This window comes from Ensifer sp. 1H6, assembly GCF_001976035.1.
Classification (GTDB): Bacteria; Pseudomonadota; Alphaproteobacteria; order Rhizobiales; family Rhizobiaceae; genus Ensifer; species Ensifer canadensis.
This window is the reverse complement of record NZ_MOAI01000026.1, coordinates 65701-80713: the sequence shown is the minus strand read 5'-3', so window position 1 is coordinate 80713 and position 15013 is coordinate 65701. Positions and strand designations below refer to the sequence as shown.

General features: G+C 62.1%; 12 protein-coding genes. 7 read left to right on the top strand and 5 right to left on the bottom strand.

Going from position 1 to position 15013, the window contains the following annotated elements; genetic code table 11:
• The first annotated feature begins 98 nt into the window (after window positions 1-98).
• Entirely contained in the window at window positions 99-2204 is a 2106-nt protein-coding gene (gene recG / locus BKP54_RS25995) for an ATP-dependent DNA helicase RecG (RefSeq protein ID WP_084815146.1), read from the top strand.
• Between the two features lie 4 nt (window positions 2205-2208).
• On the opposite strand, the gene BKP54_RS25990 is transcribed toward recG, so the two are convergent.
• The 4 genes from BKP54_RS25990 to glmU all read right to left on the bottom strand — a co-directional run bounded on the left by BKP54_RS25990 (window position 2209) and on the right by glmU (window position 6760).
• Entirely contained in the window at window positions 2209-2901 is a 693-nt protein-coding gene (locus BKP54_RS25990) for a DUF502 domain-containing protein (protein ID WP_025427007.1), read from the bottom strand.
• Window positions 2902-2919: 18 nt separating this feature from the next.
• A complete protein-coding gene (locus tag BKP54_RS25985) occupies window positions 2920-3417 on the bottom strand; it encodes an N-acetyltransferase (RefSeq protein WP_025427006.1) in 498 nt (165 codons plus the stop codon).
• Window positions 3417-5243 carry a glutamine--fructose-6-phosphate transaminase (isomerizing) gene (gene glmS, locus BKP54_RS25980; protein WP_025427005.1) on the bottom strand — a complete coding sequence of 609 codons (1827 nt, stop codon included), beginning with the start codon at window positions 5241-5243 and terminating at the stop codon, window positions 3417-3419. Before glmS ends, BKP54_RS25985 begins: the two co-directional genes overlap by 1 nt.
• 146 nt (window positions 5244-5389) lie before the next feature.
• Window positions 5390-6760: a bifunctional UDP-N-acetylglucosamine diphosphorylase/glucosamine-1-phosphate N-acetyltransferase GlmU gene (glmU, locus tag BKP54_RS25975; protein WP_025427004.1), complete on the bottom strand. Its 1371-nt coding sequence runs from the start codon at window positions 6758-6760 to the stop codon at window positions 5390-5392.
• Between the two features lie 205 nt (window positions 6761-6965).
• Between glmU and BKP54_RS25970 the strand changes: the two genes are divergently transcribed.
• On the top strand, window positions 6966-8663 hold the full coding sequence (locus tag BKP54_RS25970) for a hypothetical protein (RefSeq protein ID WP_245317907.1): 1698 nt from the start codon (window positions 6966-6968) through the stop codon (window positions 8661-8663).
• Between the two features lie 68 nt (window positions 8664-8731).
• Here BKP54_RS25970 and BKP54_RS25965 read toward each other — a convergent pair whose 3' ends face one another.
• The gene (locus BKP54_RS25965; protein WP_025427002.1) at window positions 8732-10378 is read right to left on the bottom strand and encodes a Na/Pi cotransporter family protein; all 1647 of its coding nucleotides are present in this window, start codon (window positions 10376-10378) and stop codon (window positions 8732-8734) included.
• A 23-nt stretch (window positions 10379-10401) separates the two neighbouring features.
• Here BKP54_RS25965 and BKP54_RS35390 point away from each other — a divergent pair, with 23 nt between their 5' ends.
• The 5 genes from BKP54_RS35390 to moaC are packed head-to-tail and all read left to right on the top strand — an operon-like array spanning window position 10402 to window position 15012.
• Window positions 10402-10698, top strand: a complete 297-nt coding sequence (locus BKP54_RS35390) for a hypothetical protein (protein WP_057209401.1) — start codon at window positions 10402-10404, stop codon at window positions 10696-10698.
• Between the two features lie 53 nt (window positions 10699-10751).
• On the top strand, window positions 10752-12644 hold the full coding sequence (locus BKP54_RS25955) for a peptidylprolyl isomerase (RefSeq protein ID WP_025427000.1): 1893 nt from the start codon (window positions 10752-10754) through the stop codon (window positions 12642-12644).
• A 19-nt stretch (window positions 12645-12663) separates the two neighbouring features.
• Window positions 12664-13677 (top strand): anthranilate phosphoribosyltransferase, encoded by a 1014-nt coding sequence (gene trpD / locus BKP54_RS25950; protein ID WP_025426999.1) that lies wholly within the window; start codon window positions 12664-12666, stop codon window positions 13675-13677.
• Window positions 13678-13708: 31 nt separating this feature from the next.
• Entirely contained in the window at window positions 13709-14524 is an 816-nt protein-coding gene (gene trpC / locus BKP54_RS25945; RefSeq protein WP_025426998.1) for an indole-3-glycerol phosphate synthase TrpC, read from the top strand.
• Window positions 14524-15012 carry a cyclic pyranopterin monophosphate synthase MoaC gene (moaC, locus tag BKP54_RS25940; protein WP_025426997.1) on the top strand — a complete coding sequence of 163 codons (489 nt, stop codon included), beginning with the start codon at window positions 14524-14526 and terminating at the stop codon, window positions 15010-15012. Before trpC ends, moaC begins: the two co-directional genes overlap by 1 nt.
• Window position 15013 lies beyond the last annotated feature (1 nt).

Sequence of the window (15013 nt, the reverse complement as noted above, 5' to 3'; positions counted from 1 at the left end):
CCGCGGAGGTACGGTTTGTCGTCATTGGGCTCTATAAACGCTGAATAGATGATTGTCAGCCTTGCAAAACCCCGAATTGTCGTCGCAATTTCATTGCCATGCGCCCTGCCCTGCTCGACCCGCTCTTTTCACCGCTCAACACCCTACCCGGCATCGGCCCGAAGATCGGCGAGCTATATGCCCGACTTCTCGGCCGCGAAAGCATCGAAGACTGCCGCGTCGTCGACCTGGTTTTCCATGCGCCGCATTCGCTGATCGATCGACGGCAGCAGCCAGGAATCGCCAATGCGCCGCAAGGCGTCGTCGTCACGATCACCGGCCGCGTCGATCGCCATCAGCCTCCACCGCCGGGCAAGCAAAACCTGCCCTACCGTATCTTCCTGCATAACGACACCGGTGAACTGGCGCTCACCTTTTTCCGCGTCAAAGGCAACTGGCTGGAAAAATCGCTGCCGGTCGACGAAACCGTGATTGTCAGCGGCAAGGTCGACTGGTTCAATGGGCGGCCGTCGATGGTTCACCCGGACTATATGGTAAAGGCCAGCGAGGCGGACAACCTGCCGCTGGTCGAACCGGTTTATGGCCTGACGGCCGGTCTCTCCGCCCGCATCTTGCGCAAGTCGATCGAGGCGGCCGTCGCCCGCGTGCCTGACATGCCCGAGTGGATCGACGGTGCGCTTGCGGACAAGCAGGGCTTTCAAAGTGCCGCCGACAGCTTCCGCGCTCTGCATGAACCTCGCGACGCCACCGATATCGACCCGCAGGCGCCGGCGCGCCGACGGCTCGCCTATGACGAATTCCTGGCCGGCCAACTCTCCCTGGCCCTTGTTCGCCAGCGCCTGCGCAAGGTTACCGGGACGCCGGTGCATGCGACAGGCAAGCTGTCAGGCCCTGTCACCGCCGCACTGCCCTTCTCGCTGACCACGAGCCAATCGACTGCGATTGACGATATCCTCAAGGACATGGCCGGAAACGACCGGATGTTGCGGCTGCTGCAGGGCGACGTCGGCTCCGGCAAGACCATGGTTGCACTGATGGCGATGCTGGCGGCGGTCGAATCGGGCGGCCAGGCCGTGTTGATGGCTCCGACGGAAATCCTCGCCCGGCAGCATTTCGCGACGCTGTCGAAAATGGCTGCACCCGCAGGCATTACGATGGATGTTCTGACGGGACGCACCAAAGGCAAGGAGCGCGACGCGATCCTGGAGCGCATTGCCTCCGGCGAGACGCGGATCGTGGTCGGCACACACGCCCTGTTCCAGGATACGGTCAACTACGACCGGCTGACGCTTGCGGTCGTCGACGAACAGCACCGCTTCGGCGTCCACCAGCGCCTGCGCCTGACCGCCAAAGGCATCTCACCCCATATGCTGGTGATGACGGCCACGCCGATCCCCCGCACGTTGGTGCTAGCGGCCTTCGGCGACATGGATGTCTCCAAGCTGACGGAGAAGCCGGCGGGTCGAAAACCCATTCAGACGGTTACCATCCCGACCGAGCGGACCGACGAGATCGTCGACCGCCTCGCTGCAGCCCTCAAGGAGGGCAAGAAAGCCTATTGGATCTGCCCACTCGTCGAAGAATCCGAAGCGATCGACGTCATGTCAGCGGATGAACGTTATCAGGGTCTCTCCAAGCGCTTCGGCCGGGATGTCGGTCTCGTGCACGGCCGGATGAACGGCGCGGAAAAAGACACCGTCATGCTCGCCTTCAAGAACGGTGAAATCCGCCTGCTCGTGGCCACGACCGTCGTTGAAGTCGGCGTCGACGTGCCGGATGCCACCATCATGGTGATTGAACATGCGGAACGCTTCGGCCTGGCGCAATTGCATCAGTTGCGCGGCCGCGTCGGCCGTGGCGACGAAGCATCGACCTGTATCCTGCTCTACAAGAGCCCGCTGGGTGAAACCGGCCGGGCAAGGCTTTCGATCCTGCGCGACAGCGAAGATGGCTTTCTGATCGCCGAGGAAGATCTGAAGCTGCGCGGCGAAGGCGAACTGCTGGGAACGCGCCAATCCGGCACGCCCGGCTTTCGTATCGCCAGCCTCGAAGCGCATCGCGATCTGCTCGAAATCGCCCGCAAGGACGCGGCCTATCTGATCGAGCGGGATCCTGATCTTACATCGCCCCGTGGGGAGGCGCTTCGAACCCTGCTCTATCTCCACCGCCGCGACGAAGCGATCCGCTTCCTGCGCGCCGGCTGAAGCCTCAGGCGCTCTTCTGCTGGGCGATCTGGAGCGGTGGAGCGTTGGCGAGCGGCTTGTAGTCCGGTGCGACGAGACCGCCAGAAATCAAGAGCTTGGCCGCATCCTCGGCGCTCATTTCAAGCGGAATGATCTTGTCGCGGGGTACGAACAAAAGGAAGCCAGCGGTCGGGATCGGTGTCGGTGGCAGGAACACGGTCACCATATCCATGCCACGCTCGGAGAATTTGGCGGCGACTTCGCCTTTGACATCCGTGGCGATGAAGACCAGCGACCAGAGGCCGGGGCTCGGATATTCGATCAAGCCCGCCTTCTTGAACGAGGACGACTGCTCCTGCAGCACCGTCTGGAAGATCTGCTTCAACGACTTGTAGATGGTGCGAACGAGCGGCGTCCGGCTGACGAGCGATTCGCCGAAGGCAACGATCGAGCGACCGACCAGATTGGCTGTGAGGAAGCCCACCAAGGTGATGACGATGAGTGCGACCAGAAGCCCGAATCCGGGAATAGCCACAGGCGAATAGGTATCCGGATTATAGAAATTCGGCAGGTAGGGCTTCACCCATCCATCGGCCCACTCGATGAAGGTGCGCACCAACCAGACGGTGATGGCCAGCGGCGCGCAGATAATCAGCCCCGTCAGGAAATAGTTCCGCAACCGGGTCGCAATATAGCCGCTCTTCGAATTTTCGCCCATGCCTCTTCCGTTTAAACCTCACTCAGTGCCGAAAGCCGGATGATAGGCAACCGTACCTGTCGGTACCGCGCCGGAGAAGGCCAGCGCCATGAAGTATTGCGGCGCACAACCTGGGAATACAAGTGAAGATTCGTGTCGGAATCTGAACTTTTGGTAATAGTCGGGATCGCCCACGACCACACAGCCCAAGGCGCCGTCAGCGGCAAGCATCGCTAGCCCTTCGCGGATGAGCCGACTGCCAATCCCGTTTGCCTGGCGCTCCCGCATGACGGCCACCGGGCCAAGCCCAAACCAGCCTGCTGCCGGCGGCGTAAGGGTCACCGGCGAGAAGGCAACGTGGCCGACGATCTGACCTTCCTCTTCGGCGACGAGCGAGAGCATCAACGCGCCCTCGCCCCGAAGGCGTTCGATGATGAAGGGTTCGCTCTGGTCGCTGTGCGGGTGCCCCTCGAATGCGGCGGCCGTCACGTCGTGGATCGCCTGTTCGTCGCCCGCTCGCTCCGGCCGTATGATGATCATTCGACCGTCACCGATTTTGCCAGGTTGCGCGGCTGGTCGACGTCGGTGCCCATGAACACGGCCGTGTGATAGGCGAGCAGCTGGATCGGCAGCGAGAAGATCATCGGCGCAATGATCTCGTCGACATTCGGCAGAACGATCGTCGCCATCGTCTCGAGCTTCGAGGCGGCCGCCCCCTTTTCGTCGGTGATCAGGATGATGCGTCCACCGCGGGCTGCCACCTCCTGCATGTTCGACACGGTCTTTTCATAGAAGCGGTCGTGCGGGGCGATGACGATAACAGGCATGTTTTCGTCGATGAGCGCGATCGGACCATGCTTCAATTCACCGGCGGCATACCCCTCGGCGTGGATATAGGAGATTTCCTTGAGCTTCAGCGCGCCTTCCATCGCCAGCGGGAAGCTGGTGCCGCGACCGAGATAGAGCACGTCGCGGCACTTCGACAGTTCGCGCGACAGCATCTCGATCTTTGGCTGGATGGCGTTCAGCACCTGGCCCATGATGCGCGGCATTTCCGCGAGGTGGCGAACGAGTGTCTGTTCTTCATCGGCCGAGACAGTGCCACGGGCGCGGCCGGCGCCGATCGAAAGGGCGGCGAGCACCGCCAGCTGGCAGGTAAAGGCCTTGGTCGAGGCAACACCGATCTCAGGACCGGCCAGGATCGGGAACACGGCATCGGATTCGCGCGCAATGGTCGATTCGCGGGTGTTGACGACCGCGCCGATCGTCAGGCCATGGTCCTTGCAGTACCGAAGCGATGCCAACGTATCGGCGGTTTCGCCGGACTGCGAGATGAACAGCGCGGCCGACTGCGGCGACAGCGGGATTTCCCGGTAGCGGAACTCGGAGGCGACGTCGATTTCGACCGGCAGGCGGGCGTAACGCTCGAACCAGTATTTGCCGACGAGGCCGGCGAGATAGGCGGTGCCACAGGCGGAGATCGCCAAACTTGGTACACCGGCAAAATCGATTGAAGCCGTTGTGGCCTTCACCCGGTTTGCGGCAAAATCGATATAGTGGCCGAGCGCATGCGAGATCACCTCCGGCTGCTCATAGATTTCCTTTTCCATGAAGTGCCGGTGGTTGCCCTTGTCGATCATGTAGGCGGCAGCCATCGAGACCTGCCGCGGGCGGTCGACGGCATTGCCGGCGAGATCGAAGATATGGGCGCCGTTGGCGCCGATCACGGCCCAGTCGCCATCGATCAGATAGGTGATCTCATTGGTAAACGGCGAGAGCGCGATGGCGTCGGAACCCAGGAACATCTCGCCCTTGCCGTGGCCGATCGCCAGCGGCGGGCCGTTGCGGGCCGCCATGATGGTAGACGGGTCGTCCTGAAACAGAATGGCAAGCGCATAGGCACCTGTTACACGCTTTAGCATCGCATGCATGGCTTCACGCCGGCCGAGGCCGTCGCGACGGAACTTTGCCAGAAGATGCGCCACGACTTCCGTGTCGGTCTGCGTCTCGAATGTCGCACCGTCGGCGATCAGTTCGTCCTTCAGCTCGGAGAAGTTCTCGATGATGCCGTTGTGGACCACGGCAACGCCATCGGTGAAATGCGGATGGGCATTGCGCTCGGTCGGGGCGCCGTGCGTCGCCCAGCGGGTGTGGGCGATGCCGATCATGCCGGCCAGCGGCTCCTCGCGCAGCCGGGCCTCCAGATTGACCAGCTTGCCTTCCGCCCGGCGGCGCTCAAGCGTACCGGCATTGATGGTCGCAACGCCGGCCGAATCGTAGCCACGGTACTCCAGGCGCTTCAACGCATCGACAAGTCGCTCCGAGACCGGCTGGTTTCCAACGATGCCAACAATTCCGCACATAGTCGTCTCCAAATTCGTCCCGCGCCGTTTCGACGCCCCAATCGACAGCGCGGAAGTCCCGCCCGGCGCGTTGCCTTGGTAACGCATTTGCCGGACGAGGCAATCCGCCCCCGATTTCACTTTCGGTTTCAGTATTTAACGCGAACCTACTCGGCTGCCTTGGCCGCCTTTTTCGCGGCCTTCTGTGCCTCGTAGCGTTCGCGCAGGATACGCGCCCTGCCCGGCTTGATCTCCTGTCGTGCGCGGCCGAAGGCCACGGCATCGGCCGGCACATCCTCGGTGATGACACTGCCGGAAGCAACCAGCGCTCCGTCACCGATCGTCACCGGTGCAACCAGCGAGGAATTCGAGCCGACGAAGGCATTCTCGCCGATGCGGGTCTCGTGCTTGTTCACGCCATCATAATTGCAGGTGATCGTGCCTGCACCGATGTTGGACCCGGCCCCGACGAAGGCATCGCCGATATAGGTCAGATGGTTGACCTTGGCGCCGGCGCCGATTTCCGCCTTCTTGACCTCGCAGAAATTGCCGACCTTCGACTTTTCGCCGAGATCAGCCCCGGGGCGCAGACGTGCATAGGGTCCGACCGTTGCGCCGGCGCGCACCGTCGCTCCCTCGATATGCGAGAACGCATGGATGATGGCGCCGCTCTCGACGCGAACGCCCGGGCCAAACACGACATTCGGCTCGATCAGCACGTCCTGCTGCAGTTCCGTGTCCCAGGCGAGGAAAACGGTCTCCGGCGCGATCATCGACACACCGGACAGCATCAGCTCATGCCGGCGGCGCTGCTGCCAGAGCCGCTCGATATAGGCGAGTTCCGCCCGGGTGTTGCAGCCGGTCAGCTCTTCCTCTGGCGCCTCGACGGCGATGGCGCGGCCGCCGATCGCCCGCACGATCTCGACGAGGTCGGTCAGGTAGTACTCGCCCTTGACGTTGGCATTGCCAATACGATCGAGCAGATCGAGCGCCTTGTGCCCATCGATCGCCATCAGGCCGCCATTGCAATAGGTGATGCGGCGTTCTTCTTCGGTTGCGTCCTTGTGCTCGCGGATCGCGATCAGCGCGCCGTCCTCGACGATCAGCCGGCCATAGCCCGAAGGATCGGCGGCCTCAAAGCCGATGACCACCACATCGTTGCCGGCGGCCAGGCCGTCGCGCGCCGCCTTGAGAGGCTCAGGCGTGATCAGCGGCGTATCGCCAAAAACCACCAGGATGTCATCAAACCCCTTTGATATCGCCTCGCGCGCCGCCAAAACCGCATGTCCCGTTCCGAGCCGCTCCTTTTGCAGGAACGAAGCGATCGATACGCCGTCGATGCCGGCAGCACCTGAAACAGTTTCGGCGTCGCGCCCGACGACGAGAGCGACGTCGGAGATCGATGCACTCGACAGGGCGGCAACCACATGGGCGATCATCGGCCGGCCGGCCACCGGATGCAGCACCTTCGACATCGACGATTTCATCCGCGTGCTTTCACCCGCAGCCAGAACAATCGCCAGGCAACTCCGTTCCATCCAATGATCTCCTTGGTCTTTTTCTTGAGAACCAGATCCGGTCGCCCGATTCGGCCCCTTCCTATCAGCAACATATTGCGGGAAGCATAATTCACACAATCACGTCACGTTAACCCGCTTAAAACCCGATGATGGCATAAGGAGAAGCGGAGCCTGCCTCGGCAACCCATGCGCGTGCCTCGCTCCCCCGGGGAGAGAAGCAGTAATGCATGCCAGCACCGATCTCGACGCAGCGGCAAAGCCGTTCAACATTGCTCGGGCTGCAATCCGGTCGCCGCTTGCAGCGCTCGTTCTGGCGCTCATCCTCCTGTCGCTGCTTCTCACGGTCACGATCCCGCAGCCGATCGGCCCGATGTTCTGGGATCATTATCTTTATCTCGACGCCGCCAATCGCCTTGCTGACGCGCAGATCCCCTCGGTCGACTTCTTCGCACCGGTCGGGGCGCTCGGCTACTATCTCTTTGCAATCTTGCTGTCGGTTTTCCCGAACGGCCATCCCTTGCTGCTGGCCAGCTGGTGCCTTCTCATCGTCACCGGGCCATTGATCGGCCTGGTGGTGCTCGACATCCAAAAGCGTTCGCGCGCGCTGGCCTACACCATCCTGTTGCCGTTCCTTCTCTTTTCCATTCTCCCGTTCAACACCGGCGACTTCTACCCCTATCCGGGATCCGACGGCTTCGGCATCTACAACCGTCAGGTCTGCCAACTGCTTTACGTGCTCGCAGCGGCGCTGATCTATGTCCGCAATCCACGTACCCTCGCTGTTGTTGCCGCGGGAGCGATGATCGCACTTTTTTTCGTGAAGATCACCGGCGCAATCGCCGGTGTCATCCTGTGCTTGATGGCATTCGCGGCCGGACGGCTCGGCCTGCGCTCGGCGGTCACCGCGGCCCTGATCTTCTTCGGCATTCTTGCCGCTATCGAACTGTCGCTCGGCGCGGTATCGGCCTATGTCGCCGACATTCTGGCTTTGGTCGACGTCAATGACGGGATCCTGTTGGCGCGCCTGCTTCAGGCTGCATCGCTCAACGCCGGACTGCTTCTGCCCGCAGGCATTCTCTGCCTCGCCCTCTTCTTTTCCGCGTTGCCGGCCTATTCCATGTCAATGCGGGACGCTTGCCGACGGCCTTCGATCGCTGCCATTCGCAAAGTCTTCGATCAGAATTTCTTGTGGCTCGGTGCCTTTGTCGTTGCCGGCATCCTGTTTGAGAGCCAGAACACCGGCAGCCAGGCCTTCATCTTCCTCTACCCGCTGCTTCTCAAGATCACACTCGATTGTGTCGCGAATGGCTCATCCAGGCGGCAGACCATTGCGGTTTTTATCCTCGCCATCGCGGCGGCGCTGCCACCTATGACAACTGTCGTCCAGAAGAGCGCGCGCGCGTGGATCGGCGCCGTCAACAATATCCGGATCGAGAGCCGCAATCTGAAAACCATGGGGGCTGTCAATGTCCGCCCGATCCTCTCGCTGCGGGCCGAACGGATGCGAGACACCTATCTTGCCGAGCCAGGCGCCTTTGAGGCACTGGCCGACATGGGCGAATTGCCGTCATTCCTGCTTTACAGCGATTTCGACTTCCAGACCGGCTGGCTGACGAATGTCGATGATGCCATCGATGCATTGCGTACCTATGAGCACGCCAATGGCGTTCGCTTCGACACGATCCTCAATATCGATTTCGCCAATCCGTTTCCGTGGCTGATGGATCGCCACGCGCCGAAACGCGTCGCCATCGGCGCAGATCCGTTCCGCGCAATCCCGCCACCGGACTTGGAGGTGCGCGCGCAGTCGCTGCCGTGGACATCGCACTCGTGCCGACCTGCCCGAGCACAAACGTCAACAGGACGCTGCTGTCGCTCTACCTGCCGAGCCTCGAGGCTGGCCACACGCGCATCACGCTGACGCCATGCTACGACGCATTCGTCCGCAACGGCCTGCGCCCCGGCGAAACGGCCGCCGGTTCATAACGATCACGCCTGCGGCCTCAGTCTGCTCTCGGTCAGAAGCCCGCTTTCCTCCAGGATGGGATAGGCGACCGAGGCTATATGGGCGTTGATGCGCTTCAAATCACGCAGCATGTCGAGATGCAGCGAGCTGGTCTGAAGACTTTCCAGCAGTCCGTCCCGCAGCCGCTCGATATGCCGTTCGGCCGACCGCTTCTCCATGTGGCGGACATTGACCTTTACCTCGATCAATTGCCGGGCGAGATCGGCGTTGCGGGTGACGAAAATGGTCTGAGCAACCCTGAGATTGTCGATCGTCAGGTTGAAGAGGCTCTTCAGCTCCTGATAGCCGTCCTCGGAGAATTTCAGGCCGTTGTTGACCTTCTTGCCGATTTGCTCACAGAGCCCCTTCTCGATGATATCGCCCATATGCTCGAGGTTGATGGCGTAGTCGATGATAACGATCGAGCGGCGGCCATCTTCCGGGCTCAGGCCATCGCGCCCCAGGCGCGATAGGAAAATCTTCACTTCCTGCTGCAGCAGATCGACCTGCTTTTCGAACTTGCCGACATCGCGGATCTCGGACAGATCGTTGTTGTTGAAGGCGGTCTGGGCGCGGATCAGCATCATCTCGATCAGGTCGCCGACCCGCAGCACTTCACGCGTCGCGCCTGAAAGCGCCATGACCGGCGTATGGAGCACGTTCTCGTCGAGGTAGCGCGGCCCGGTTTCGTCCGTTTCGTTATCGGGGATGAAGCGGATCATCAGCCGCGACAGCAGGCCGGCAAACGGCCAGGCAAGGATCGCCACGGCTAGATTGAATGCCAGGTGGATGTCCACCGGCAGGTTCTGCTTCGGCAAAGGCAGGCTTTGCAAGAGCTCGACGCTGACACCGGTCAGAGGCAGCGCGATCAGACATCCGATGGCGCGGACCACGAGATTGCCGAGCGTGACCCGTCGTGCTGACGGCGCCGAAGACAGCGTCGCCATGACAGGCGGGATCGCCCCGCCAAGATTGGCGCCGAGCACCAGCGCAACCGTCAAGCCGACGGAGAGAATGCCGGCCGTAGAAAGGGAAAGCACCAGCATCACCACGGCAAGGCTGGAGGACGAGGCGAAGGCAAGGCCCGCGGAGATGATCAATGCCACAGGCCAGGCGCTATCGAGCATGCCGAGAAACGCGGCCAGCGCCTCGGATTCGCGCATCGGCTCGGTCGCCAGGCCAAGCAGATGCAGCGACAGCAACATCAGGCCAATCCCGACAAAGGCCGCACCAAGACCCTGCCGGGCGTTCGAGCGGCTGACGCGATGCAGCACGACGCCCACCAGAATGATCATCGGCGACAGCCATTCGATGCCGGTGGCGACGATCCAGGCGGTGATCGCCGTGCCGACATTGGCGCCAAGCAACACGATCTGCGCCATGCGCGAGCGAATGAGCCCCTTTTCCACGAAGGATGAGGTCATCAATGCCGTCGCAGTCGAGCTTTGCAGAGCAATCGTGGCGACGAGACCGGTCAGGAACGATCGGGTCGGGCCGCTCGTTCCCTGTGCGAGGCCAGCCCGCAGCTTCGCCCCGAAGGCGCGCGTGACCCCTTCCTTGACCAGGGAAAGGCCGAACAGCAGCAGTGCTACCGCTCCGAACAGGTTGACCATCACGATTGTCGATTGCATGGCATGTCTTTCCGCAGGGCCGCATGAATCGCCTCGCCCCGATACGCGCAACCATAGTTCCTAAGTGTTTTCGATCTCAATCCAACACCGGCAAATTCGTCGTTTTTTCGGTCAAATTTCTGTTGCCGGCTAATAAATCCGACATCCGTTTTGTCAGCAACGTCTTCCCGTCGATGGCCATCGACGTCGCAGACAGCGATCTCGGCTCTCAAATTCGTCAGCGGCCCGAAGTCCCTGCGAATCACATGATTGCCCGCGATCTTCGGCTGGCGCGCAATTTGCGGCATTGCGCCCTTCATTTCCTGTTTCGTTTGTTTTAAGGAACGAACTCGTTTGGCTCACAGCCACCGCACTGCAACGAGGTTTCTGCCCCATGCTCGAATTCCTGAGAAAAGCCGCCCAGACCTGGGTCGTCAAAGGCCTGCTCGTCATTCTCGTGCTGTCTTTCATGGTGTGGGGCGCATCGACATCGATGATCGCGAACCAGTCGGATGCCGTGGTCGTCGTCGGTGACGTCAAGGTCAAGGCTCCGGACTTCCGGCTCGCCTACGAGCGCCAACTTGCGCTCGTTTCCCGCCAGCTCGGCACGCGCCTGACGCCGCAGCAGGCCAAGGCATTCGGCATCGAGCAGCAGGTTTATTCCCAGCTCGTCGCGGGTGCTGCCCTCGATCAGCTAGCCGGCGATATGAACCTTGGCCTTTCGGAAGACCGGCTGGCCAAGCTCATCGCCGAAGACCCGGCTTTCCACAGCGTCAACGGTCAGTTCGACCGCCTGACGTTCTCGAGCGTGCTGCGCAATGCCGGCCTTCGCGAACAGGATTACATCAACAACCGCAGCCAGGTCGCCGTGCGCTCGCAGATCGTCGATGCCCTGTCTGACGGTTATATCGCGCCAAAGGTGCTGAGCGACGCGATCGGCTCCTATCGCCACGAAAAGCGCTCGATCGACTACGTCCTGCTGTCGAACGCCAACATCGATCCGGTAAAGGCACCGGGCGACGACGTTCTCGCCCCCTGGTACGACAGCCGCAAGGCAAACTACCGCGCGCCGGAATACCGCAAGATCACCTACCTGAAGCTTGCACCCGAGGATCTTGCCGATGCGACGGCGGTGGTCGATGCGGACGTTCGTGCCGACTACGACAAGCGCAAGGACAGCTTCCGCACCGAGGCGACGCGCACGATCGAACAGCTCGCCTTCTCCTCGCGTGAGGCGGCAGACGCCGCGGCAGCCAAGCTCGCAGCCGGCACGTCCTACGACGACATCGTGAAAGCCGAAGGCAAGACGTCTGCCGACGTTCTGCTGGGTGACTTCACCACCGCAAGCGCTCCGGACGCAAAGATCGGCGAAGCCGCGTTTGCGATTGCTGCCGATGGCGGCACGTCGCCCGTTATCGATGGTGCCTTCGGACCGGTGATCCTGCGCGTGACGAACATCCGCCCGGAGACGGTTCGCAGCTTCGACGAGGTCAAGGAAGAACTCCGCAAGGAGATTGCCCTCTCCAACGCGCAGAACGAGATCATCGGCCTTCATGACAAGATCGAGGACGAGCGCGCGACCGGTGCTTCGCTCAAGGACATCGCCGAACTGCTCAAGCTGAAGGTCGCGACCGTCGACGGCATCGATGCGACCGGCAAGGACATGAATGGCGATGAAGTCGCCGGCCTGCCGGAGCCGAAGGCTCTGCTGCCGGACGCCTTCAAGGCTGAAGTAGGCGGAGAAACCCTGCCTGTTAACATCGGCCGCGACGGCTACGTCTGGTTCGACCTCGACGAAGTGGTTCCGGCTCGCGACCGCACGCTCGACGAAGCACGTGACGAAGTCGCCGCAGACTGGACTGCAGAACAGCAGCGCACGGCTCTCGCCACCAAGGCGACCGAACTGAAGCAGCGGATCGAAAAAGGCGCGACGCTCGCCGATATCGCAACCGAGCTTGGCCTTGCCGTCGAAACAAAGACGGGATTGACCCGGTCGACGTCTGATGCGGCGCTGAGCCCGGCCGCCGTCGCTGCTGCCTTCAGCGGCCCGGACGGCCACGTCGCCAATGCCGCCGGTATCGGTGGCGATGGTCAGATCCTGCTGCGGGTCACCTCGATCGAGAACAACGGCCCGACCGATGCCCTGGAAGACGACAGCCGTCAGATCCAGGCCATGGCCCGTGCCAGCGGCGACGACATTCTCGACCAAATGGTATCGACCCTGCAGTCGGCCTACGGTGTTTCGATCAATCAGACGCTTGCCGAAACGGCTTTGGCACAGAGATAAGCGGCAAGGAAAGCAACCGATGAGTGATCTGAAACCGTTCGTCGCCAAAGTCGCCGCCGGCGAGGCTCTCAACCGCGAAGACGCACGAGCGGCTTTCGAGATCATCATGTCGGGTGCGGCCACGCCATCGCAGATCGGCGGCTTCCTGATGGCCCTGCGCGTCCGTGGCGAAACTGTCGACGAGATCGTCGGCGCCGTTGCCGCCATGCGCGGCCGCATGCTCCCCGTCGACGCGCCGGCCGATGCTGTCGACATCGTCGGGACCGGCGGTGATGGCGCCGGTACCTACAATATCTCGACACTCGCCTCGCTGATCGTTGCGGGCGCGGGTGTCCCGGTCGCCAAGCATGGCAACCGTGCGCTGAGCTCCAAGTCCGGCACGGCCGATGCCCTGTCCTGCCTCGGCGTCAAGCTCGATATCGGCCCCGAGGCGATTTCACGCTGCATCAGGGAAGCCGGTGTCGGCTTCATGTTCGCCCAGCAGCACCATTCCGCCATGCGCCACGTCGGCCCGACGCGTGTCGAGCTCGGCACACGCACGATCTTCAACCTGCTCGGCCCGCTATCCAATCCTGCCGGCGTCAAGCGGCAACTTGTCGGCGTCTACGCACCGCAGTGGGTCCAGCCGCTGGCGGAAGTATTGCGCGACCTCGGCTCCGAGAATGTCTGGGTCGTGCATGGCGAAGGCCTCGACGAGATCACGACGACCGGCACGACGCAGGTCGCCGCTCTCGATAACGGCAAGATCACCGCTTTCACCTTGACGCCTGAAGATTTCGGCCTGCCAACGGTCACCCTCGACGCCCTGAAGGGCGGCGATGGCGCACACAATGCCGTTGCGCTCTTGGCCGTCCTCGACGGTGCAGAAAACGCCTACCGGGACATTTCGCTTGCCAATGCGGCTGCATCGCTGATGATTGCCGGCAAGGCCGCAGATCTTGGTCAGGGCATGACGCTCGCCCGCCAGTCGCTTTCCAGCGGTGGCGCCAAGGCGGCACTGCAGCGCCTGATCAGCGTTTCGAACGCTGCCTGAGACAACGCTGCTTGAGACAAGGAACCGCGCCATGACCGATATCCTGCGCAAGATCGAAGCCTACAAGCGCGACGAGATCGCTGCGGCCAAATCGCAAACGTCAATCGATGAGCTGAAGGCTCGCATCGCCGATCAATCCGCTCCGCGCGGTTTCCATGCGGCGTTGGCAGCGCGCCAACAGCAAGGCCGCTTCGGCCTGATCGCCGAGATCAAGAAGGCGAGCCCGTCGAAAGGCCTGATTCGACCCGACTTCGATCCACCGGCGCTGGCCAAGGCCTACGAGGCCGGCGGTGCGGCCTGTCTTTCCGTGCTGACGGATGGACCGAGCTTCCAGGGCGCGCCGGCGTTTCTTGAGGCGGCCCGCGCAGCCTGCGTGCTTCCGGCTTTGCGCAAGGACTTCATGTTCGACACCTACCAGGTGTTCGAGGCCCGCGCCTGGGGTGCAGACTGCATCCTGCTGATCATGGCATCGCTCAGCGACGACGATGCCCGGCGTCTGGAAGATTCTGCCTTTTCTCTCGGAATGGATGTACTGATCGAAGTGCATGACGCTGAAGAGATGGAGCGGGCGCTCAAGCTTGCCTCGCCACTTGTTGGCATCAACAATCGCAACCTGAGAACATTCGACGTCGATCTCGCCGTATCCGAGCAACTGGCGTCGATGGTTCCGTCTGATCGGCTGCTCGTCGGCGAGAGCGGTATCTTTACCCATGACGATTGCCAGCGTCTGGAAAGGAGCGGCATCACCACTTTCCTGGTCGGCGAGAGCCTGATGCGCAAGAGCGATGTCGAGACGGCAACACGTGTGCTCCTCACCGGCTCCGAAAGCGTGCTGGCGGCCGAGTGATGGGCAAGACCACACTCACGCATCTCGACAACAGCGGCGAAGCGAACATGGTCGACGTCGGCGCCAAGACCGAAACCGTCCGCATCGCCACTGCGGAGGGTCATGTCCGCATGCGTCCGGAGACACTTGCGCTGATCCTGGAGGGCGATGCCAAGAAGGGCGACGTTATCGGTACGGCGCGGCTGGCCGGCATCATGGCCGCCAAGCAGACGTCGAATCTGATCCCCCTTTGTCATCCGTTGATGCTGACCAAGGTGTCGGTCGACATCACACCCGATCCAGCATTGCCGGGCTTGCGGGTCGAAGCGCTTGCCAAACTGACCGGCAAGACCGGCGTCGAGATGGAAGCGCTGACGGCCGTCAGCATCGCCTGCCTGACGATCTACGACATGGCGAAGGCTGCGGATCGAGAAATGGAAATCGGCGGCATCCAGCTCGTCAGCAAATCCGGTGGACGCTCCGGCGATTATCGGCGCCAGGGAGACTGAC

Excerpts from the sequence above, each read along its gene's own strand:
- BKP54_RS25965 (WP_025427002.1), bottom strand. The coding sequence starts at position 10,378 with ATGCAATCGACAATCGTGATGGTCAACCTGTTCGGAGCGGTAGCACTG.
- glmU (WP_025427004.1), bottom strand. The coding sequence starts at position 6,760 with ATGGAACGGAGTTGCCTGGCGATTGTTCTGGCTGCGGGTGAAAGCACG.
- moaC (WP_025426997.1), top strand. The coding sequence starts at position 14,524 with ATGGGCAAGACCACACTCACGCATCTCGACAACAGCGGCGAAGCGAAC.
- trpC (WP_025426998.1), top strand. The coding sequence starts at position 13,709 with ATGACCGATATCCTGCGCAAGATCGAAGCCTACAAGCGCGACGAGATC.
- BKP54_RS25955 (WP_025427000.1), top strand. The coding sequence starts at position 10,752 with ATGCTCGAATTCCTGAGAAAAGCCGCCCAGACCTGGGTCGTCAAAGGC.
- trpD (WP_025426999.1), top strand. The coding sequence starts at position 12,664 with ATGAGTGATCTGAAACCGTTCGTCGCCAAAGTCGCCGCCGGCGAGGCT.
- recG (WP_084815146.1), top strand. The coding sequence starts at position 99 with ATGCGCCCTGCCCTGCTCGACCCGCTCTTTTCACCGCTCAACACCCTA.
- BKP54_RS35390 (WP_057209401.1), top strand. The coding sequence starts at position 10,402 with ATGAATCGCCTCGCCCCGATACGCGCAACCATAGTTCCTAAGTGTTTT.
- glmS (WP_025427005.1), bottom strand. The coding sequence starts at position 5,243 with ATGTGCGGAATTGTTGGCATCGTTGGAAACCAGCCGGTCTCGGAGCGA.
- BKP54_RS25990 (WP_025427007.1), bottom strand. The coding sequence starts at position 2,901 with ATGGGCGAAAATTCGAAGAGCGGCTATATTGCGACCCGGTTGCGGAAC.
- BKP54_RS25970 (WP_245317907.1), top strand. The coding sequence starts at position 6,966 with ATGCATGCCAGCACCGATCTCGACGCAGCGGCAAAGCCGTTCAACATT.